This is a genomic window from Occallatibacter sp. FHG110214_02, assembly GCF_059115385.1.
In genome coordinates this window covers 39,396-60,555 of the sequence record NZ_JBZYWK010000011.1, presented here as the reverse complement: position 1 = coordinate 60,555, position 21,160 = coordinate 39,396, and the positions used below count along the sequence as shown (strand labels likewise).

Genomic DNA, 21,160 nt, shown 5'->3' with positions numbered 1-21,160 from the left:
ATGATGCTTTATGCCAAACTAAAAATAAGCAGAAAAACGGCCCGGTTCCGCCAAGGAACCGGGCCGTTCTGTTTTAAGGACCGAAAGAGGGTACCCCTCCCCCCTCCTGACACTGGAACTGTGAAGAAAGGAGCAAGCTATGCAGCAAACAACAGCCACACCCCACCTGTCCCTTGTCCCTGCCTTTGCACAGTTCCGGAATAAAGAAACTGCACAGTCCCTGTGCAATCCCCCGCAACTCATACAAAACAAATGGCCCCGAAAACGGGGCCACTGTGCGCATCTCACACGCGGTACAAAGATTCTTAACCCAGCGGCTGAAAACTCAACTCCAACCCACCCTCAGAAACCACAACCGTCAACCCGGCAAGGTCCGTCACAAGATAATCCGCAGCCTCAAGCTCAGCGGGGTCATGGGAGAACGTAGTCCCAATAACCGTGCACCCCGCCGCCTCACCAGCCTTCACGCCAGAAGCGGAGTCCTCAAAAACCACACACTCTTCGGCGGCAAACCCAAGCAGCTTAGCGCCTTCCAGGTAAGGCATAGGATGTGGCTTCCCCTGCGGCACCGAATCCGCCGTAATAATCCGCTCCGGAACCGGCAGCCCCTGCCCTGCAAGTCGCGCCCGGGCCAGCCTTTCCGTAGCAGAAGTCACAACCGTCCAGCGATTCGCAGGCAGCTTCGCCAGCAGCTCCTTCACGCCAGGCAGCACCTCAATGCCGTCCCCGTCCGCAACCTCAATTTCCTCAATCAGCTTGAGTTCCTGCTCTGCATCAAGGTCAGGCCGCAGCTCAGCCGCACTCTCAATTGCACGGCGGCCATGAATCACGCTCAAAACATGCGCCGGGTCCAGCCCACGCATGTTGGCCCACTTCGTCCAACTGCGCTCCACCGAAGCAAGCGACGAAATGAGAATGCCATCCATGTCAAAAAGAACGCCCTGGCAGCGAACGACAACGGGGGAAGAAGAAACAGAAAAGGCCATGCTCCGATTGTAGCCGGACCAGCAAGCCCGCTTTAACGGCGCGGAGTCGTAAGTGTCGCCCTTGCTTCAGGAAGAAACGTAATCCCGCCCGCCGCCGATGCAACCCTGGAGCCGCTATGGACATGATTTTCACCAAGCGTCAACGCAGATTTCTCAATCTTCGCCACACCGTTCCACCGCGTAAAGCTAGTGAGGAGCGGAAAATTAACCGCCTGTCCCATTCTCCCTGTACGCCAATCAAAACTCAGGCTTCCCTGCGCGCTGGCAGCCAGATCCTGCGCAGTGAAACCAGAGAAACCAAGCGTTCCGGAGCCGCTGATAGCGCTGCCGCTCCATTTCTCGCCAACCAGTTGCCCAAGCTGCGCGGGGTTAACACCGGCAAACGAAGCATCCAGCATATAAGCAGGCTTGCCATCCTGTTTCGCAAGAACAGTAAGAGAACCCGTTCCGTGAACCTGCCCACCCAGCGCACGGGCAGTAAACGCAGCAATCTTCACCGCAGATGGCTCAATCCGCAAATCAGCAGAAGCCGCGCTGAAAGTAAACACACCCGCCGTAAAACTGTCCGCCTGAACGCTCCCCTGGAGCACAGGCCAGTTAGGTGCGGGATTCGAACGGAAGCGGTCAAGCAGCGTGGAAAGCAGAGTCCCCTGCTCTTTCGCGCCAAGCAGCGCCGATTGCAGCTCAGTCGCATTGAGCGCAGCAAAGTGCAGCGTAAAACGCGGCGTGCAAACCACCGCAACCGTGCAGGCAATGGGCTGCGAAAGCGTAGCAGTTCCCTTCACCTGCGTCCCAGCAGGACCGTAAGCAAAGGCAACCGGGTCCCACTTCAGTTGTCCATCTTCAAAACGCAGCGTAGCGCTGCTTATCTCAACAGGACTCGCCAGAAAATCCGGCTTCCATGCAGCGTTGTGCAAAGCAATGGACCCAGTAAGCTTCTTAGCCGAATCATCCCGCGCAGAGGCATCCGCAGGCTGTGTTGCAGAACTCTCCGCCGCATTGGCAAGCCACGGCCCTTCAATGCGCAGGTCAAGAGCCGCAGGGGCACCGCTAAGCTGGCTCATCGCCTTGGACTGCGCAATTCCCGCAACCTGGGCCAGTTCCCGCAGCCGTGCCAGCGTCGCCGCACCGCGAATCGTAACCGCAAAACCGGACCGCATCAGGCGCGCATTCACAGCCAACGGAGCCGCAACTCCTGCAGGAATAGAAACAGCCGCAGCAAGGGCAGCAGACTGACCGGGCTCAGCAGGAGCAGGCTCCAGCGTAATTTTCGAAACATCAATCGGCGTAGAAATTCCCTCGCCAGAAATCTTCACGTCTTCCGCAGTAAAAATCCCTTCAAGCGGATTGAAGACAGGAGCAACGCGCTCAGATTTTTTGGAACGCGCAGCATGCTTGACCACCGGAACAGAAGCCACTTCAGCAGGCGCATACGTCATCTTCCCGCTGAAAGCCCCATTAGCCGAAAGCCCCTGGTCGAGATTACCGCGAAGTGTACGCAACAAATCAATCGGAGCCTGCGCCGGAACACGGTCCAACTCTAGCGTAAGATGCGGCTGCGCCGGCGCAGAAGGCATGTTCCCAGTCAGGCGAAGTCTCCCCTGCCCAATGGGCGAGTTGCAGGCGATGTTCTCAAACGTACGCCCCATATCGTGATTCGCCGAGTGGTAAAGAAATGAGCAGGTGGCATCAAAATCGAGCGGCGAGGCCGGCTGAAACTCCGCACGGTGCACGCCCGTGGCGCGCAATCGGCTAGTGACTTTAGCAGTAGCAGCCGTGCCATCAAGGTGCAGCTCTCCAGTCAAGTCACCGCGCCAGTCCTCATCCGAGCCAAGAATAAGACGTGTAAGCTGCCCAAGCTGGGCCTCGCGCCAATCAAGGTCCAAGTGAATCTGTGCCTGGTGAAGCGGCATCTGGCTACGCGACGTCTGGCCGGACACAGTCGTCTCCGGGTGCAGTGTGGCCTCAAGGCGAACAATGCCAGTGTCGGCAGCATTGAGACTGACGTCCGTGCGGACAGGCTGGCCGCGCAGACGGATGTGCCATGCACCATCGTCCTGCCAGAGAGAAGCATCAGTGCCAGTGAGCGAATAAGGCAGCTTCTCCGCACTGGATTTCAGATTGATGCGCGAGTTAGTGGCTTCCAGATAAAGCAGAGGCTGCTTACCAGGCTGCGGCACAGCTCCAGCAGCAGCATTGGAGGTTGCCCGGAAGAAACTGTCCACGTTCCAGCGGCCATTCGCCGCGCGAACAAGGTTCAGGCTCGCATCCTCCACGGAGATTTTGTCGAGCGAAAGATGACCGCGCCAGAGCGACCAGAGATGCACATAGGCAACCACCGTGCTCGCGTGCAGAACAGGCTCGGAACCATAGGCGGGATCTTCTTCCACCGTCAAATCCGTCAGGATGAAACCAGGCCGCGGCAGCATACGCAGCTCCACCGAAGAGAGACGAACTGGGCGACCCAGCGCACTGGCAACAAGCTGCGTAACGTGGCTTTTATAACTGCTGATGCTGATGAACGGCGGAACAACAAGCAGAAGCAAAAAAATAACCAGTGCAAGCAGGATGGTGGAGAGACGCGCATGCCGCTGGAGCCAGGGTTGAATGGCGGATGAGGACTCTGGCTGAGGAGTAGGGGTCATTCGTTTCTAATCGTAAATGGTGAAACTAGGAACAAGAGACGAAGAGCGCATACGGACTAGGGTACTTCTTCGTCCTTCGTCACTCGCCCTTCGTCCCCATAAGCTATCGCACAACTTTGAAGGTGCGCGCCCAGCGGGTGTCCGGGAAAAAGCGCAGGAGAACATGGCCGATCCAGGAAATCTGGTGACCAACACCGGGCTGCTCCAACTGGCCATCGGGCGTTTTGAAAGACCAGTAATTAAAGAGCGGCCGTCCGACAATGTTTTCCCGCGGGACGAAGCCCCAGAAACGCGAGTCAGCGGAGTCGTGGCGGTGGTCGCCCATCATGAAGTACTTGCCGGGAGGAACGACTAGCTCGCCGTTTTCTATGTGCGAAGGAAGCTCCTGCGCCCACTGCTCGGTTTTGTAGTTGCCGGGCTCGGGGACGGGCGGCACAGAGGGAAATTCGTCGAGGAAGACTTGCTCCTCAGGATAGGCCGGAGACTGCTCTGCCGTGGCTACCTGTGGCTGCGCCACGCCGTTCACGTAAACCATGCCGTCGTGAAGATGAATGTGGTCACCGGGTACACCAACAAGCCGCTTGACCAGGTTGAGATATTGCGGCTGGTCCTGACCTGGAACTTCATCCGCAACAGGCTTGAGAAAGACGACAATGTCACCACGCTGCGGCTCGCGGTAGTGGACAAGCGGAAACCAGTTATGTCCAGGCGAGAGGGTGATGCGGTCGACGAGAAGGTGGTCGCCGACCATAAGCGTGTGCTCCATGGAGCCGGAGGGAATAACGAAATTCTGGCCGAGGAAGGTGAGGATGAAGAGGCCCACAACAAGGACAGCCGCGTAACTGGCAATGGCCTCGAAGATAGTCTCTCCGGTTTTCTGTTCTGCGGCGGCTTCGATAGCTGTATTCTTCGTCATTCTTGGCTCGGGCGACTGGCGCAAATCTTAATGGACGACGCGGAAGATACGGTTCCAGCGGGCAAATCCGGCAAGCTTTGCGGTAAGTTCGCTGTCGTGGTTGAGTTTATCATCGGCGGCCTGCTGGATATCAGTCGTGGACGGCCGCATAAGCGAGAAGTAGATAACAAGCGGGCGGGCGACAATCGCCTGCCGCGGAACCAGCCCCCAGAAACGCGAATCGCTGGAATGATTTCGGTTATCACCGAGCACAAAATAGCGCCCCTGCGGCACCATCAGTTCACCGTTGTGGATGAGCGCTTGCTGTGCGTGCCACCAGTCGAGGTCGATACTCGGATCAGAATAAAGCATAGCTGGAAAGTTCGAGAGTGAGGGGTTAAGCGCCGCGGGCTCAAAGGCAGCATAGGGCTCATTGAGCGGCGTACCGTTGACGACAACGCGGCCATCGCGAATACGGATGCGGTCTCCGGGCAGTCCAACAACACGCTTGACCAGCAGCGGCGGACGGGGATGATGGAAAACCACGATGTCTCCGCGCTGGACTTCCCGGTAAGGCATGAGCCAGTGCGTAAGAGCGCCGGCAGGCGAGAAGATTTGCTTGTCCACAAGCAGGAAGTCACCAACCAGCAGCGTACGCTCCATGCTTTCTGACGGAATGAGGAACGGCTGTAGCAGAAAGGTAAGCAGAAAGAGAGCAACAACCATGGTACGCAGGAGCGACGCGAGAGCTTCCGGCACGGTGGGCAGATGCAGGCGCAGATGTTTCCACGCAGCCGTCATTCTGCAGGTTCCTCTGCTTCCAATGCAGCACCGTTTTTGCTTGCACCAGCGGTTTTAACGCCTGTCAGCTTAGCCAGAGCACGGCGGGCGGCATCCTGCTCCGCATGCTTTTTCGTGCTGCCGGTACCTCGGGCTAACGGCTTGCCCGGCTCTGAAGCGCCGCCCTCCGCAGTAAGCGGCTTGAGACGCACCTCTACAAGAAACTTCTTCCGATGATCGGGGCCAGACTCGCTTTTCACCCGATAGACAGGCGTGCCGGCATGGGTTCCCTGCAGATGCTCCTGCAAAGCCGACTTGTAGTTGCCAAGAGCCGCGCCGGAGCGAAGCTCGCGCGCCAACTGCTCAGCGGCTTCACCCATGACAACACGGCGGACAAAAGCGCGAGCAGGCTCAAGACCTCCATCGAGAAAGAGCGCGCCGAGAACGGCTTCCATAGTATTGGAAAGTACAGTTCCCTTACGGCGAAGGCCGCTGCGATCTTCGCCCTTGCTAAGACGAATATGGCGGCCAAGATTGATCGTCGTAGCAACCTGCGCCACGTGCTGGCGGCTCACAAGCTGGGCGCGCATGCGGGTCAACTCGCCTTCGGTCCAGTCAGGATTCTTTTCAAAGAGGGTTTGCGCAACAACAAGCCCAAGAACAGCATCGCCGAGGAACTCCAGGCGCTCGTTGTCGCCGGGGGCCCGCTCGTTACATTTTTCATGCGCCAATGAGCGATGCGTAAGCGCACGCAGCAGAAGCTCAGGCTGGGCGAAAGTGTGGCCCAGCACAGCTTCCAGTTCGCTCACAAGTGCTTCCATGCGCTCTTCCTCGGCAGTTTTTGTGTAACCCGGCGAATGCCAGTGTACTTGGATGGACGCGCCGGTATGGAAGATTGCTTCCCGGCGCGCCTTGAATGCTTATTGCGGGTTGGATGCGGCTGGTTTGGTTTGAGGCGCGGCCTTGGGGTCGGCCTTCGGATTGTCATCGTCTGCGTCTTCCTGGCAGGTATGTCCCTTTACAGCGTAGGCGGTCTTGACTCCACGCTCGGCGGCAATGCGGGTATCCTGTTGGCCATCGCGACTGGCCAGCGCATCTTTGTACTCCTCAACCGCCTCGTCCCGTCTGCACGAGAGATCAAGCATGCGGCCAAGATAGATATGCGACCAGGCAAGCAGACGCGGCTCCTTGCTGGTATCGATTGTGGTCTTAAAGCGGGAAGCTGCTTCATCGGCACGGCCATTCATAATGGCGACGCGTGCAAGGACAAAGTTAGCGCGAGCCGCATCGGCAGTTGCCTGCAGACTGTTGGGATTGTTCTCGTTCAGAAACGGCGTAGCAAGAGAAGTTGCGCCCTTGGCATCCCCGGCCTGCAACTTCGCTTCTGCCAGGTCAAGCCCTTCCAGCTTGCGGAGCTTAGAGCGCGAGAGCACATCTTCATCTGCCTGCTGGTCAAATTCGAGATGCTTAGCGCGGTTCACCTGCTGATCCACATCCATGGAGTAAACCATTTCGCCGATAGTGTCGCGAAGGCTGGCGGGGTCTTTCTCAAACTGGACCATCTGCTCGTAGAAATACTGCGTAAGCACAAACCCCTGCGTCATGTCGTGGCGCACAGTAGCCACACGCACGGCCTCCTGCTTCAATTCGACCACGTGGCGCTCACCTTCATACTTGGGCAGTTCAGAGCGGTCCACACCTGCGGGAATTTTGTAGTCAGGAATGCCAGTATCCATCGTGCGCGCCTCGATGGCCTTAATGAGGCACTCAATGGTAAGCGGCACAGTATCGGATTTATAGCGGAAGTCGAGCGGCGCGTCGCGAATCACCTTAAGAATGGGCTGCGTACGATCTACCGCGTTGGCGCGTGAGAACAGTAGCGGCTCAATCATGTAGTGCAGATAAGTGTGGCGCACGTCATTCATGCGAATCTTGCCATTGACGGGCGAGAGAACGATGACATAATCCGTACCGTAAACACGAGCGTTGGTGACGCTGGGAGAAAGCATCGGCTCCACGACAACAACGAAGCGGCGTCCATCATAAGTGGATGCCGGCATCTTGAGGTACAGGTTCGTATCGACGATCATTTTCGACAGTGGATCGTGGACGGCGTTGATTTCGTCATCGTAAGAGCGGCGCAAGGTGAGCCAGATTCCGTGCAGATCCACGGCATTGGCAAAGTCCTTGAGCAGGGGTGCTAGCTCCGCCACCTGGGTAGCATCAGGCGGCATCTCGGTGAGCTCAACGGAGGTCTCAAGCTCAGGAGGAGGCGTCAGATAAAGCGCCAGCGAAATGTACTGCGAGATATCGTGTTCCGTCCCTGTAAGGCGGTGCTGCGCAATGTAGAGACATACAGCATCCCGCTTTTTGCGAGCATCTTCACTCTGCGTCAGGGTAGAGTTCAACTCGTCGCGAATCTTCTTGCGAATAGGCGAGCTGTCTTCCAGGCCTTCGTCATATCCGCACATATTCAGCGCGGAGGCCATAAAGAAGACCGGCTCGGAGCTGATAAGCGAGATCGTCGGACCTGCCGGATCGATGAGCGATGGAGCTTTCTCACGCTGGATGCTGGGCACAGGCGCAGAGGACGACGAACTCTGCGAGCTCGAAGGTGACTGCCCGTGGGAGAGAACCGGAACGACGGAAAGAAGCAAAAGCGCAGTGGAGAGCGAAAACGAGCGAAACGACATGAATTTAACCCTGCTTTGCAGTCTATTTAGACGAGGAAGCAGGGTCAAACGGGAGTTTCAGAAATTATCCCCGGACAGAGACGCCAGAGAACGACAGCACGGCAAGACCGCGAACAGGCTGACCAAAGAAACGAGCGGGCTCGAACTTGCGAACCAGCAGAATATCAGCGATTTTGGCGCGGGTGGCTGTGTCATCCGGGCCGGAAACGATGCGAAAATCGTAAACGGCGCCCTCGCCGCTGATATAGGCCTCCACAACAATCGGGGCTGGCAGCGCGGCAATTTCCGTATCCCCTGTGTCTCCAATGGAATAGAGCATACGTGGGGCCGTCGAATCACCAAGCGGCACATCGCCGGCCTGCGCCACGGGCGGGTTACTAACAATCCCCACCATAACGGCAACCGTTCCCAGCAGCAGCACAGCACTGGCAAAGCCCGCCGAGGCCTGCAGCAAAAACGGGCCAACAGTATTGCTCCACACAAGCCTCAAGCCATGGAAGCGGCTCTGGCGGCTGCGTGCACGCTCATGACTAACGGCCACGCGCACACGTAAAAGCAGGTCCACTGGCTCAGGAACGGGGCCAAGGGCAGCTAGAGAGGCCTGTGCATGGCGTAGCGCAGCAAACTCGGCAGCGCAGTTGGCACAGCCTGCCACATGAGAGGAGATGCGCTGCATCTCGACGCCAGTGAGACGGCTGTCCAGATACTCGGAAAACTTTGCCTGTATAGCAGTGCAGCCGTTCATTGCGCCTCCTCTCTTAGAATGAATCCATGCTTGCCTTCGTTACTGGCGGTCTGGCCGGTAAGAATCGTCTTGAGACAGGCTCTGCCGCGCACAAGGCGGGATTTAACCGTGCCGAGGTTTACCCCCTGCATTTCAGCCACTTCTTCGTAAACAAAGCCTTCTATGTCGCGCAGAATGAGCGTAGTGCGGAACGGCTCAGGAACCTGCGCCAAAGCGGCTTCCACCCGAACGCGGTTTTCCTGGTGCAAGGCGAGATCGAAAGGAGATTCCGATGGGTCCACGAGCATCTCTTTCAGACGCGTGGGGGTACTGGAGTCGCCTTCGTTAATCTCCATCTCGATAGGCACTTCCTGCTGCTTATGGCGCATCCACCAGCGGCGCTGGTTAGAGGCTTCGCGCAGAGCGATGCGGTAAATCCATGTACGAAGAGAGGATTCACCGTGGAAACCTGAAACTCCGCGGAAGACCTTCACGAAAACTTCCTGCGTAAGGTCTGCGGCATCGGCGTGGTTCTGCACCGTACGAGCGAGAAGCGAATAAATCGGCTGATGGTAGCGCGCAATGAGCCAGGCAAAGGCTTCTTCCGAGCCGGCGCGCAACTCCTCTACAAGAGCTGCTTCGTCAGAGTGGAGCGCAATAGCGCTGGCCAAATTGCCCATGGTGAGGTCCGCCTGCAAAGTTTCTTCCCTCCACCTTAACGCACCAGAGGCACGCTCTGCAGCATACCTCCTAATTTAGACACCAGGAGGAGGGAAAGAGTTCCTGAAGGCGGTGCGGACGGACGAAGAACTGCTTTCAGAGCGTAAAAACGATCCGGCGGCCCTTGTCGCTTCGACTCCAGGCAGCTTCCACGTCAGTGAGGGGAATCTTCTCAACATCAATGGTCAGGGTTCCCTTAGCCGCAGCATCAAAGAGCTTTGGAATGGCCGAAAAAATCTCGTCCAACTTGGCTGCACCTAACCCACTTCCAAGAAGTGTCAGATCTACGCTGCGCAACAGAGAGCCAGGCAGAGTAATGGTGGGACCTGCGCTTTCTCCAACCTCCACCAAGCGAGTGGGATGCGTGGCTGCCGCATGTTATCCCTTGCCAAGCGCTTCCAGTAAAAGCTCCGTTGGCCGGCCCCACAAATAATCAATAACAACATCGATTCCAGCAGCCGCTTCCGCCACAAAGGCATCGCGAATTGCCTCCTCCGGCTGGCTGAGCCCAATTACCGCATCCACATTCGCTCCGCTCAGCGCATCCACATTACGGCCAACAGCAATTACGCGCTTGGCTCCATTGAGCCGCGCCACCTGAATAGCAAGCTGACCGGCAACGCCCGTTGCTCCCAGGATCACCACAGTCTCGCCCGCCTGTAATCCCGCCCGCTTTTGAGACACCCAGGCTGACATTCCGGGGGTGCCTATAGCCGCCACTGTTGCGTCATCGATTCCCTCCGGAAGCGGAATAAGGGTGGAACGCGGAACGGCGGCAAACTCAGCCATGGTCCCCCAGGGCTTGCGCACATTGCCAAACATAACGCGAGTGCCGTCTTCGTGCGTGCCCACACCATCCACACCGGGAATCATAGGGATTTCTCCGGTAAACGAGTAATGCTTGCCCGCAGCTACGGCCTTGACGAGAGGATGTAGTCCAGCAGCATGTACATGGACTAATAACTTCATTCTCTTGAAGCTGAGGTTCCGCAAAGGTTGAATATTGGGGCGGTTGACCGCGTGTATTGACGATTGCTGCTTTCATTCCTGCCCCAATTTAACATCGTTAAATTAACCTTAACACTGTTAAGTCCAATTTGCTAGAATCTTTTTTATGTCTCTCGACCGACAGATTATTTTGCGCCATGCTTTTGCTGTTTTAGATGAAACAGGGCTGGAAGGACTTACCCTGCGCAAATTGGCGGCCCGGATGGAAGTGCAGGCACCTGCTATTTATTGGCATTTTAAGAACAAGCAGGATCTGCTCGATGAAATGGGGACGCAAGTCCTGCTGGAAGCCGTTGCAGACGAAGCGACATGGCAGGAACTGCCAACCTGGCGAGAGTGGGCGTGCACGTATTGCACCGAACTCCGCAAGGCGTTTCTGCGCCACCGCGATGGAGCCAGAATGGCAAGCGGAACGCTTTTGACAGATAACAAGCTGTACGCCGCGATGGATAATAGCCTGCGCAAATTTATGGACGCTGGATTTACGCTACGGCAAGCCGCTGTCGGAATCGGCGCGCTTTACTGTTACACGGTCGGGTTTGTGATTGAGGAACAAGCTACACAGACGGCTACGGGCGAACAGCATCCGGAATATGTCGTATTAGAGGTGCGGAAGAAGCGCCTCAATCAAGAGCTTTATCCGCTCGCCGCGGCCATTGGTGCAGACATGTTTACCAATTATGATTCTCGTTTCACCGAGGGCGTTTCGATTGTTGTGAATGGATTAGAAGCGACTTTAGCAAATTAAGTGCGCAGCAGATTGACGAATCGAGCATAAACAGAGAAAATAGAAAAGTTACATCTCTCCTTATGTGGGCCTGTGGCGCAGCTGGGAGCGCGCTTCCATGGCATGGAAGAGGTCATCGGTTCGATCCCGATCAGGTCCACCAAATCATCTCAACAACTTACAGGTTTTTGCCTTGAATTCTTAAAGGTCCTGAAAGGTCCATTAAGAATCCGCCTCATTGTGCTTCAACCTTCTGGCGCAACTGCCCCACCAGCTTCGACTGAGCCTGACGCTTGGCCGGCGTGACCGCCTGCGCGTACACCTCCAGCGTCATCTTGATCGTGGCGTGACGCAGCAACTCCTGCACCACTTTAATGTCCTCGCCATTGGCCTTCAGCAAGGTTGAGAAGGTGCGTCGGAAAGTGTGCCATCCGACGTGTTTCGGAATCTCCGCCCGCTTCACCGCAGGACGAATCTGCCGCTTGAGCAAAGAGTCCGGGCTGTAGGGCTGCTTGCCCCGCTTCCGCGTACTGGCGAAGACCCAGTCCTCCGGCTGGTTGTAGGGAGTCGCCCTCTTCCACGTCAGCAGTTCCTCCGCAATCCACGGATCGAGAGGAATCGGCTTGCGCGAGATCTCCGTCTTGCAGCGACCCACCACTTGCCGGTAGATAGAACGCGTAACGGAAAGCTCCAACTGCTCGAAGTCCACATCCAGCCACTTGAGAGCCATCAGTTCGCTTCGGCGGAGTCCGGTGACTGCGTCGAGCAGCACCATCACCCGTTCCCGGTGCGACAAGTGATCGAACAGACGAACCAGCTCCCCGGCTTCGAGAATGTCGGGAATCCGCATTCGCTTCGCGCTCTGCCGCACCATCGTGATCGGGTTGCTGCCCTGCGGCATCAACTCGTGGCGGATGGCGTGATTGAAGAGAACGCTCATGACAGACCGAATCTTCGCTTTACTCCCTCGCGACAGGTTCTCCTTGCTCTTGCTGGCCTCCAGATTGCGAAGCCACTTCTCCACCAGCACTGTTCGCACTTTACGCGCATCGACATCGCCCCATTTCGGAAGAACATAGGCATCGAGGATATCTGAGTAAGTCGTCCGCGTAGCATAGGACCGGCCATCCTCGACGTCCTCTTCCACCTCTACCTTCTCCATTGGACCAAGTTCGTGCAGCTTAAAGTGAGCAATGAGAGCACCCACAGTCAGGGGTTGTTTTCCCTGCTCCGGTTGCTCTTCGTTAATGGTGATGCGTAAAGCCTCCACAGCCCGCATGGCGCTGGTCTCGGTCGGATACTCTTTCACCGTTCCCAGAGTCTTCGTCCGGCGTACCCGCTTTCCACTGGTATCCACATCCCACCAGCGAAATGCCCAGCAATCCGGGCCGTTCTTTCTCTTTACGCGGCTTAACATTCCCTGTTGATACCGTGTCCTTCGAAACATTAGTTTCTCCCGTTTCGAGTGGCACGGACCGCTGGGTGTAATGGTGCCATATCGTCATCGCTTATGTCCGCGTTTTCCTGCATCATTTCGCGCACATAGGCTTCGAGGATAGAGGCTCGGAAGCGCCACAGTTTTCCGAACTTGATCCCTGGAATTTCTCCACTCCGGGCACGCCTCTTCACTGTCTCCGGATGCACCTTCATCAACTCGGCGACTTCCTGGCTATCCAGCAGCCGCTCGAATTCCTCACGTCCGTTCTGCTTTCCTGTTCCGTTGTCGCCCATTTCCATCCTCCGTCGAACGCTGCACTCTTACAGAGGGCTCACCTCAGACTTGAGCCGGTCTGCGAAAAGTCGCGTCCGGTCGTGTCGATAAGAAGCGTAGGCCGTATGGGAAGCAGAAAACGTGGAAAAACTTTCCGCTCGGTGTCCTGAATGGACACCGCTTTCGGAGCATGCACGGAAGGAATCCGAGTAGAACAACTCTAAAATGGGATAGATAGAGGAAACACGACATGAGCGACCAGCTAGTCAAAACATCGCAGGACGGTCTTCAACCTTTGCTGGGCAGCCTCCGCCAGATCATTCAGGAGGCCCGCCAGAAGATCCTGCGAACTGCGGACGTGGTTCAGGTGCAGACCTGCTGGGAAATTGGTCGGCACATTGTCGAGTTTGAGCAGGGTGGCGCAGAGAGGGCGGAATATGGCAAACGTCTGTTGCCAACTTTGGCAGAGACGCTGACAGCGGAATTTGGCAAAGGCTTCGACGCATCCAACCTCCGTTACATGCGCCTTTTTTATCAAGCATTTCCAATTCGTGACGCACTGCGTCACGAATTGAGCTGGACCCATTACCGTGTACTCCTTCGGGTAGAAAACGACCAAGCTCGGCAATGGTACATGAACGAGACTGCCACCTTGGGATGGACGACCCGTGCCCTTGAGAGGCAGATTGGAACCCTGTATTACGAGCGCCTGCTCGCAAGCCCAGACCGAGCAACCGTAGAACAAGAAGCCACTACCAATCTGGCCCCTTTACAGCAATATCCTCGCGAATTCGTGCGCGATCCCGTCATGCTGGAATTCCTTGGCTTGCCTGGTACAGGCAAGTTACTGGAAGCGGATCTCGAACAAGCATTGTTGGATAACCTTCAAGCATTCCTGCTTGAGCTCGGGAAAGGCTTCGCTTTCGTAGCCCGGCAGTTCCGTGTCAGCACCGAGTCGAAGGACTTTTATATCGACATGGTGTTCTACAACTATCTGCTCAAATGCTTCGTCCTGTTCGATCTGAAGACGGGTGAGCTTTCCCATCAGGACATCGGCCAGATGGATATGTATGTTCGGATGGTGGATGATCTCAAGCGGGCGCCGGATGACAACCCGACTGTAGGCATCATTCTCTGCACGCATAAAGACGCGTCTGTGGTGCGCTACTCAGTGCTGCACGAGAATGAGCAGTTGTTCGCCAGCAAGTACAAACTCGTGTTGCCCTCGGAAGAAGAGTTGCGGGCGGAACTTGACCGAGAACGCGCTTCACTGGCAGAACGGCACGAGCACCGAACCTCAAACACCTAAGCACTTTCGCTATCGCTGATACTCCGAGCTAGATAGTACCTGCACCGTACCCAGGACCTTCAGCTCCGTAATCTCGGTGCCCGGTTGACGATTTCGCGTGTAAGCGATCACCTCTTCCATGCTGAGAGCTGCAAAGATCTCCGTCGAAGCCGTCGACTCAGTTCCGTCTTCGGCGACCCGCTCCCCTTTCAACTCGAACAGAAGAGCTCTTTGCGGTTGATCCGACAATAGGGGAATGTCTTGCTCCTTACTCTTTGCCATAAAAGCCCCTTTGTGTAGCAAAAGAACGGCGCCGCATCCTAGCGTAACGAGCCGAGCTTCATAAACAATGAATGAGCTTTGAATCCTCAGGGTTGCATCGAGTGATGTTTTGCATAATACCTCCACTGCGTAGTGAAGTAGTACCATAAAACACGGTGGCCAAAGAGGAACACATTCCTTCCCGGCGCACCGGCAAGACCGCACTTGGAGCGAAAGTGTTTTCCTACTACACCCAGGAAGAACGTCGGCTACTGGAAAAGGCTGCGAAGCTGGAACGCCGCAGTCTCAGCAGCTTTGTCGCCCTCGCCTCCCTGGAACGCGCACAGCGGATCATTGCCGGTAAGTAAGCGCCCGTAGAAATGGTCACCGAATTCTCAGATCTGTAATGCTACCATTATGCAGTGTTGCTCTCCATGTCCGTGGATGATTGCCCTGCAAATCTGTGGTGTCTGATCCAAACTCTCCCCTGCTTGCAGAACGATAGATCTCCTCCTGTCCTGCATGTTCTCTCAGGCACCGCGAGAGAAAGACAGGCCGCGCCCGGCGACACTGCGCGTCTCTGCTTTTTCGGCTTTCAGAAAATCTTTTCGGTAGCATCCCTCAAAGAACACGGCAAAGGAAAAGATTTTCCGAACCTTCCGAAAAAGCGCCGCTGGGTCTTGGGAGCGGCCATCTCTCGCGCCCTCCGGGAGTGTGTCCTGAGAGATCACTCCGGGACCACAAAGGAGATCAAAGCCATGCAAGCACAAACTACAGTTCGCAATCAGTCCATCAACACGATCACGCAGGGCGACTGCATCCAGGTCATGCGTCAGATGCTTGCGAACAGCGTGGATTTCATCCTCACCGATCCGCCGTATCTGGTGAATTACCGCGACCGCAATGGCCGCACCATCCAGAACGACAGCAACTCTGACTGGCTCAAACCGGCCATGCGGGAAGCGTATCGCGTGCTGAAGCAGGATCGTGTTGCCATCATGTTTTATGGCTGGACGCGGATCGATGAGTTCTTCGCAGCCTGGAAGGAGGCTAGTTTTCAGCCGGTAGGCCACATCGTTTTCCGCAAGGCATACAGCTCAAAGAGCAGGTTCCTCAGCTATCAGCATGAGCAGGCATTCCTTCTCGCGAAGGGTAGACCGCCGCTGCCAAAGCAGCCGCTCGGTGATGTGATGGATATGCCATATAGTGGTAACAAGCTGCACCCAACGCAGAAGCCAGTAATGGCTCTGGCTCCTCTGGTTCGCAGCTTCACTCTTCCAGGTGAACTGGTGCTCGACCCATTCGCCGGCAGCGGGAGTTCCTGCGCAGCAGCACTGCTGACAGGCCGCAGGTATATCGGCATAGAGTTGGATGGTGAGTATTTCAATCACGCATCGGCCCGGCTGGAGCGTGTACAGGGGAGGATCGCCGCAAAGAAGCGGTCCTCTCAGGTACTCATTCCCACCATGCAGTGAGTTTCCTCGCGTCCCCAGCGCGCCTCAAGGCGATCTGTTGCCTGAATTGTGATTCATCGGCCTTGACCCGCGCCGTGCCCGCGTATTCTTTGCCTGACATGGTGGGAATAAGCATATATGCGCAAATTCTGGCTTCAGCTAAGCCAGCTTCGCAGTATTAATCGTCGGTTTCCCAACGGGCCAGTATTGATTTCCAACAACCTCTGTTCGAGCGAATAAAAGCAGAATCACCTGATGTGCTCAGCCTATGATTGGCCCAAATGCTTGCATAACCACCGATTTATTCTCATTGAAGAATCGATTGGCAAGGTTCTCATATAGGAGATCTGTAATGCTCTCATCAGACACATTCGTCACTTCACTTTGAATTTGCTTGATAATCTTCCGCAATAACTGCTTGCATTCCTGCCTCAGCGCCGGTCCCGCTGTCTGAGTGATTGTCACCATCGACGGAGGCAGTTGCATCTGCTGATTGAGATACTTCTGGCGGAGCACAATTAATACCTCACTACGCTTCTCGGAAAGATGCTTCATTAAAGCCACTTCCGGCGTGAACGGAAGATAACGGATGTGAGGTGAATTCCGGTGGAATGCATCGCGCATCGGATTATTACTCGATGCATCCATGATGCCGACAATCTCATCTTCGACATCTTTGTCCAAAAGAATCCATTGTTTTACATGATTCGGAAGAACAGCACGGTTTTTGTCCAGAAAACGTACGACGTTGTTATAGTCCCCAATCGGCAACACCCTGATCGTGGGAGAGGCCGCACGCGAAGCTGTGTACCGATCGAGAATGCAAGAACGTAAGAGCATTTCCGTGACCGTACGGGCGGCTTCGTCTTCAACATAGACAACGGCATCAGGAGCACGCTCCTCAGACAGAGAGATACCGCCAAGAGCGTAGGCAGGGAAACAACTACTGAGAACTGCTGTCTCGCCATTCTCTCTTTTTTCGAGGAAGATAATCTTATTTCTAGGGGCAGTTTTAAGTAGCGTGACGGAATGGGTCGAAACGATGACGGTTAATGCTTTTTCTTGTGCAAGGCTTTCTAGGTAGCGGATCAATCCGATCTGAGCCCGCGGATGCAAAGCCAATTCCAATTCATCGATAAGCACTAAGGTGCCATTTTGGCAGTTGTTCAATTCACGAAGCAGCTTCAGAACACAAAGTTCTCCGAGGCTGAAGTTTTTCTCAGAAAAATATGAAATCCTTGATTGGCCTGGGCGCCTATTGACGAGTACGAAAGCCTGATTCTTATTTCCTGTGGTGAGGTTGATCGTTCTAAGTTCAGAGAACCTATTTGTCTCAAATATAGAGTTTGCTGCTTGGACGACAACTGTTGGCGCAGGCTTGAGTTTGGCGGTCTTGAAATCTTCCGGACGTGGGGTAATTCGTGATGCTGTTGCTCCGACATATAACACGTCGGGGTATCCAAAATTCCGAACTAGATTGCTGGAACGCCGGGGCCTTGGAACCCACCGTTCCCCGGCATATGCGTAGGTCACAGATTTCTCGTTGAGCGTGTAGATGACCTCCGCTTCATTAAAGCTGTCTAGCCGATTGGATTGGAGAGAACTCAAAAAATGGAATTGAAATGAATTGGCATGACGAAGTCGTCTTAAACATGCGAGGAGGGTCGTTTTACCGGAACCATTTGTGCCTGCTAGAAAATGAACGCCTGGGGCAGGAATTTGGAAATCCAAACTTTCGATACCCTTGAGTTTACGAATCTTGACCCACTTCGCCAAAGAGTCCCCCACGCGAGACAAAATATATTGAATCTGCTTTTCAGGAATCCTAACAGACATATCTAGCGTCTAGACCGTTGCTGTGCTTACAAATCTTCGGAATTCAGAATTGAGCAAGACTTTCGCTATATCGCCCTGCTCTGAACAGCAACACAGAGTCGTAAAAAAGTGCAGGTCGAGAGTTGCGATATCACTCTACACAGACGCGTTTGTATTGATCTGAGAATCCGACACTTCTCAATCCACTATTAGTCCTTTCATTTCGTGGTGTCCTGACAGGACACCGAGCGGAAAATCTTTCCACCCTTTCATCCCATCTCCAGCCTTAGTTTCGCTCCATGACGTTGCGACGGGGAGTGCCCCTCCGCATACGAAAGGAGCCCATGCACACACTCACATACCTGAAACGTCTGCGCCCCACGGCGTCAGGCGCGCGCTGGCGGAGGCGGTTCGCACCTCCGCTTCTGTTCCTTACGGCACTGCCCCTGTACGCACAGAGCGGCAGCGATCCGTGGGACAACGCAGTCAACGTTCTCAAAACCGCATTTACCGGCACGATTGCGACCGGGCTGTCGCTGGTCGCAATCGTGGTCGGCGGCCTCATGTTCGCTTACGGCGAGGGCCAGAGCAAGAAGATGCTGGCCGGCATTGTCTTCGGAGTTGGCATGGCGATTGGCGCCGTGAACTTCATGGCCTGGCTCTTCCCGAGCTAGAGAGGAGGTGATCCATGTCTAAGCCAGCGGACGCGCGCGTGAGTCCGGTATTCAAGGCCATGAACCGCCCGCTGACTGTTCTCGGAGCGGAGCGGCGGCTGTTCTTCATCGCTCTGATCTCCGGGGGCGCCATCTTCTCTCTTCTCCACTCCCTGGTCGGCGGAATCGCCCTGTTCATCGTGGGCGTCATCATTGCCCGCATCGCCACCAAGCATGACGTAGAGATTCTGCGCGTGCTCTTCAACTCCGGCAAATTCCGCAGACGCTACGACCCCATGAAAGCGGACAAGACACAGATACGCATTGCGAGGCGCGATGTACAAGGTTGAACACAAAGACTGGAACGAAGCCGGAGCATTCGCCGCCCAGGTAAACCTGTTCGGCTTCTGGGACGAGCACTGCTTTCTGACCAAGAGCGGCGATCTTGGCACCGTCCTGAAGATTGGTGGCATCGACTACGAGAGCCTCGACCATGCCGGCCGTGACTACGCCGTGAGACGCCTTGAAGCCGCCCTCCGTTCCCTCGACGATAAGTGCCGCCTCTATCAGATTCTGTTCAAACACAACCGGCCCACGATACCCCACGCAGAATATGACAGCCCCCTGGTTCGCGCCGCCGTGGAAAAGCGCAGTGCGTTCCTTCAGTCGAAGGCCGACCGGCTCTACAGCATTGAGATGTATTGGGTCGTAATGATCGATGGCAACTATGCCAAGGCTGGGTTGCTCCATGCACTATCTCAGCTTGTGAAAGCACCGGGCGCAGGAATCAAGGAGCTCAAGACGCTCTTTTCTGGAAGACAGCAGCGCACTCTGCTCTACGAGCAGATCGAGCGCGACCGGCTGCTATTGCAGCAGAAAGTACGAAGTTTGAGTGGGCAGCTCAGCGACCTAACCGAGGTCGAGCTGCTAGGGGCGGAAGGGACTTTCCGGCATCTCCGGCGTCTCGTAAACTTCCGCCCCTCCAGGATCGCAGAGGCGCCGCTCCACGGCGCCAGCCATCTCGACTGGCAGGTATGCGGCTCGGAGCTCGAAGCCCATCGCGGCTACCTGCGCATGGATGACGATTACGTCCGCGTCCTTACCCTGAAAGAACTGCCATCCGAAACGCGGCCCTTGATTCTCAACGGTCTGCTCGACATCCCGGCAAACTTTCATGTCATCACCGAATGGCATCCCGTCACGAATGAAAAGGCCCGCAAGGAGATTGCATCTCGCCGTCGCCACTATCACAACTCCAAAACCAGCTTCGTCTCGAATCTCCAGGACCGCGAGAACACCGGAAATCAGGACAACCTGGTCGATGACTCGAAGGCTGCCGCCGTTGCGGAGCTTGGCAATGCTCTCACCGCGATAGGCATGGAAGGCAAGAACTTCGGCGAATTCACGTTGTCGGTTGTGGTTTACGACGAAGACCGCACTAAGGTTGAGCATACGATCGCTGAGTTTCAAAAGCTGTTTACGCAGCATGACGGTCTGCTCTACGAGGAACGCTACAACCTGCTGAATGCGTTCTTTGCCACGGTGCCGGGAAACCGGCAGTTCAATCTCCGCAAGCAGTGGGCACTCAACAGCAACTATGCCGACCTGTCCTTCCTGTTCACCGTGGACAGCGGCTCACAATGGAACCCGCATCTCGAACGCGAATACCTCGCCGTTCTCGAATCCACGCACGGCACTCCGTACTACCTGAACATCCATAGTGGCGACGTGGCGCATACGCTGCTGCTCGGCGCTACCGGATCGGGCAAGAGCTTCACGCTCTCGACCACCCTTCAGGCCGCGCAGAAGTATGAGCCGCTGACGTTCATCTTTGACTTGGGGGGCAGTTACGAGACGTTGACGCGGGCCTTCGGTGGCACTTATCTGAACGTCGGCCTGAAGAATCCCGGCTTCACCATCAATCCGTTCTCTCTGGATCAGACACACGAGAACCAGAATTTTCTCTTCCTGTTCCTGCGGGTGCTCATCGAAGCGGGCGGGCGATATGAGCTGACCACGGAGGATGAAAAGGCACTCTTCGCCGCCATTGAGCGTGTATACAAGCTGCCCAAAGAGATACGCACCCTCACCAACTTTGTGTCGATTCTCGGGCCTCTGGGAGAACGTCTGCACCGCTGGACCCAGGCCGGTCAGTTTGGCTACCTCTTCGACAACGCAGAGGACACGCTGACCTTCTCGAAGTTTCAGACATTCAACTTCGATGGCTGGGACAAATACCCGGATGTGCTGGAGCCGGTTCTCTTTTACGTCCTGCAGCGCGCATCGTCGGAGATTGAGAAGCCTGCCAATACTGCCATATTCAAGATTTTCGTCATCGACGAGGGCTGGATCTTCCTTAAGAACCAGACCATCCGCGATTGGATTACACGCGCGGAAAAGACATGGCGCAAGAAGAACGCGGCCATGATTCTGGCGACGCAGTCGGTTGTCGAGCTTGCCGCTTCGGACATGCTGCATATCGTCAACGAGTCCTGCCCGACCAAGATATTTCTTGCCAACCCCAATATCGATCGCAAGCTGTATGCCGAAATCTTCCAGTTGAACGATACCCAGCTTGAGCTGCTGGAATCACTCGTGCCCAAGCGCGAACTGCTGGTCATCCAGCCGCGCGGCACGAAGAAGTTGGTTCTCGAAGTTGACGCCCTCGGCTACTGGATGGCAACCAACAACTCCCGCGACAACCTTCGCAAACAGGATTACTTCGCCCGCTTCGGGCCGGAGCAGGGACTCCTGCGCCTGGCTCACGACTATCCCGACCCACTCAACAGCTAAGGAGAAC

At 55.7% G+C, this 21,160-nt stretch carries 20 protein-coding genes and 1 tRNA gene; 8 read left to right on the top strand and 13 right to left on the bottom strand.

Annotated elements, in window-relative coordinates:
• Positions 1 to 305: 305 nt before the first annotated feature.
• From AC5S3R_RS11770 to AC5S3R_RS11725, 10 genes are all read right to left on the bottom strand, one after another.
• A complete protein-coding gene (locus AC5S3R_RS11770; protein WP_494267237.1) occupies positions 306 to 986 on the bottom strand; it encodes an HAD family hydrolase in 681 nt (226 codons plus the stop codon).
• A 32-nt stretch (positions 987 to 1,018) separates the two neighbouring features.
• On the bottom strand, positions 1,019 to 3,631 hold the full coding sequence (locus tag AC5S3R_RS11765; protein ID WP_494267236.1) for an AsmA family protein: 2,613 nt from the start codon (positions 3,629 to 3,631) through the stop codon (positions 1,019 to 1,021).
• A 103-nt stretch (positions 3,632 to 3,734) separates the two neighbouring features.
• Positions 3,735 to 4,547 carry a signal peptidase I gene (gene lepB, locus AC5S3R_RS11760; protein ID WP_494267235.1) on the bottom strand — a complete coding sequence of 271 codons (813 nt, stop codon included), beginning with the start codon at positions 4,545 to 4,547 and terminating at the stop codon, positions 3,735 to 3,737.
• A gap of 27 nt (positions 4,548 to 4,574) precedes the next feature.
• The gene (gene lepB / locus AC5S3R_RS11755) at positions 4,575 to 5,327 is read right to left on the bottom strand and encodes a signal peptidase I (RefSeq protein ID WP_494267234.1); all 753 of its coding nucleotides are present in this window, start codon (positions 5,325 to 5,327) and stop codon (positions 4,575 to 4,577) included.
• Complete coding sequence (gene rnc, locus AC5S3R_RS11750; RefSeq protein WP_494267233.1) at positions 5,324 to 6,127, bottom strand: ribonuclease III; 804 nt, start codon at positions 6,125 to 6,127, stop codon at positions 5,324 to 5,326. The genes lepB (AC5S3R_RS11755) and rnc overlap by 4 nt, the downstream gene beginning before the upstream one ends.
• 99 nt (positions 6,128 to 6,226) lie before the next feature.
• Positions 6,227 to 7,999 carry a YfgM family protein gene (locus AC5S3R_RS11745; RefSeq protein WP_494267232.1) on the bottom strand — a complete coding sequence of 591 codons (1,773 nt, stop codon included), beginning with the start codon at positions 7,997 to 7,999 and terminating at the stop codon, positions 6,227 to 6,229.
• Positions 8,000 to 8,063: 64 nt separating this feature from the next.
• Positions 8,064 to 8,744 carry an anti-sigma factor family protein gene (locus AC5S3R_RS11740; RefSeq protein ID WP_494267231.1) on the bottom strand — a complete coding sequence of 227 codons (681 nt, stop codon included), beginning with the start codon at positions 8,742 to 8,744 and terminating at the stop codon, positions 8,064 to 8,066.
• Positions 8,741 to 9,403, bottom strand: coding sequence for a sigma-70 family RNA polymerase sigma factor (locus AC5S3R_RS11735; protein ID WP_494267230.1), 663 nt, complete (start codon positions 9,401 to 9,403; stop codon positions 8,741 to 8,743). Before AC5S3R_RS11735 ends, AC5S3R_RS11740 begins: the two co-directional genes overlap by 4 nt.
• 136 nt (positions 9,404 to 9,539) lie before the next feature.
• Positions 9,540 to 9,689 (bottom strand): hypothetical protein, encoded by a 150-nt coding sequence (locus AC5S3R_RS11730; protein WP_494267229.1) that lies wholly within the window; start codon positions 9,687 to 9,689, stop codon positions 9,540 to 9,542.
• Between the two features lie 132 nt (positions 9,690 to 9,821).
• Entirely contained in the window at positions 9,822 to 10,412 is a 591-nt protein-coding gene (locus AC5S3R_RS11725) for a hypothetical protein (protein WP_494267228.1), read from the bottom strand.
• 145 nt (positions 10,413 to 10,557) lie between these two features.
• On the opposite strand from AC5S3R_RS11725, the gene AC5S3R_RS11720 reads away from it, so the two are divergent.
• Both AC5S3R_RS11720 and AC5S3R_RS11715 read left to right on the top strand, forming a co-directional pair.
• Positions 10,558 to 11,199, top strand: coding sequence for a TetR/AcrR family transcriptional regulator C-terminal domain-containing protein (locus tag AC5S3R_RS11720; protein ID WP_494267227.1), 642 nt, complete (start codon positions 10,558 to 10,560; stop codon positions 11,197 to 11,199).
• Positions 11,200 to 11,265: 66 nt separating this feature from the next.
• Positions 11,266 to 11,341, top strand: a tRNA-Ala gene (locus tag AC5S3R_RS11715).
• Positions 11,342 to 11,413: 72 nt separating this feature from the next.
• On the opposite strand, the gene AC5S3R_RS11710 is transcribed toward AC5S3R_RS11715, so the two are convergent.
• A complete protein-coding gene (locus tag AC5S3R_RS11710; RefSeq protein WP_494267226.1) occupies positions 11,414 to 12,625 on the bottom strand; it encodes a tyrosine-type recombinase/integrase in 1,212 nt (403 codons plus the stop codon).
• A complete protein-coding gene (locus tag AC5S3R_RS11705) occupies positions 12,625 to 12,909 on the bottom strand; it encodes a helix-turn-helix domain-containing protein (RefSeq protein WP_494267225.1) in 285 nt (94 codons plus the stop codon). Before AC5S3R_RS11705 ends, AC5S3R_RS11710 begins: the two co-directional genes overlap by 1 nt.
• Positions 12,910 to 13,139: 230 nt before the next feature.
• Between AC5S3R_RS11705 and AC5S3R_RS11700 the strand changes: the two genes are divergently transcribed.
• From AC5S3R_RS11700 to AC5S3R_RS11690, 3 genes are all read left to right on the top strand, one after another.
• Positions 13,140 to 14,198: a PDDEXK nuclease domain-containing protein gene (locus AC5S3R_RS11700; protein WP_494267224.1), complete on the top strand. Its 1,059-nt coding sequence runs from the start codon at positions 13,140 to 13,142 to the stop codon at positions 14,196 to 14,198.
• 416 nt (positions 14,199 to 14,614) lie between these two features.
• Positions 14,615 to 14,806 carry a type II toxin -antitoxin system TacA 1-like antitoxin gene (locus AC5S3R_RS11695; RefSeq protein ID WP_494267223.1) on the top strand — a complete coding sequence of 64 codons (192 nt, stop codon included), beginning with the start codon at positions 14,615 to 14,617 and terminating at the stop codon, positions 14,804 to 14,806.
• 390 nt (positions 14,807 to 15,196) lie between these two features.
• Positions 15,197 to 15,913, top strand: a complete 717-nt coding sequence (locus tag AC5S3R_RS11690) for a DNA methyltransferase (RefSeq protein WP_494267222.1) — start codon at positions 15,197 to 15,199, stop codon at positions 15,911 to 15,913.
• A 240-nt stretch (positions 15,914 to 16,153) separates the two neighbouring features.
• Here AC5S3R_RS11690 and AC5S3R_RS11685 read toward each other — a convergent pair whose 3' ends face one another.
• On the bottom strand, positions 16,154 to 17,728 hold the full coding sequence (locus AC5S3R_RS11685; protein WP_494267221.1) for an ATP-dependent nuclease: 1,575 nt from the start codon (positions 17,726 to 17,728) through the stop codon (positions 16,154 to 16,156).
• A 323-nt stretch (positions 17,729 to 18,051) separates the two neighbouring features.
• On the opposite strand from AC5S3R_RS11685, the gene AC5S3R_RS11680 reads away from it, so the two are divergent.
• The 3 genes from AC5S3R_RS11680 to AC5S3R_RS11670 are packed head-to-tail and all read left to right on the top strand — an operon-like array spanning position 18,052 to position 21,153.
• Positions 18,052 to 18,381 carry a TrbC/VirB2 family protein gene (locus tag AC5S3R_RS11680; protein ID WP_494267220.1) on the top strand — a complete coding sequence of 110 codons (330 nt, stop codon included), beginning with the start codon at positions 18,052 to 18,054 and terminating at the stop codon, positions 18,379 to 18,381.
• 14 nt (positions 18,382 to 18,395) lie between these two features.
• On the top strand, positions 18,396 to 18,710 hold the full coding sequence (locus AC5S3R_RS11675) for a VirB3 family type IV secretion system protein (RefSeq protein ID WP_494267219.1): 315 nt from the start codon (positions 18,396 to 18,398) through the stop codon (positions 18,708 to 18,710).
• A complete protein-coding gene (locus AC5S3R_RS11670) occupies positions 18,697 to 21,153 on the top strand; it encodes a VirB4 family type IV secretion system protein (protein WP_494267218.1) in 2,457 nt (818 codons plus the stop codon). The genes AC5S3R_RS11675 and AC5S3R_RS11670 overlap by 14 nt, the downstream gene beginning before the upstream one ends.
• Positions 21,154 to 21,160 lie beyond the last annotated feature (7 nt).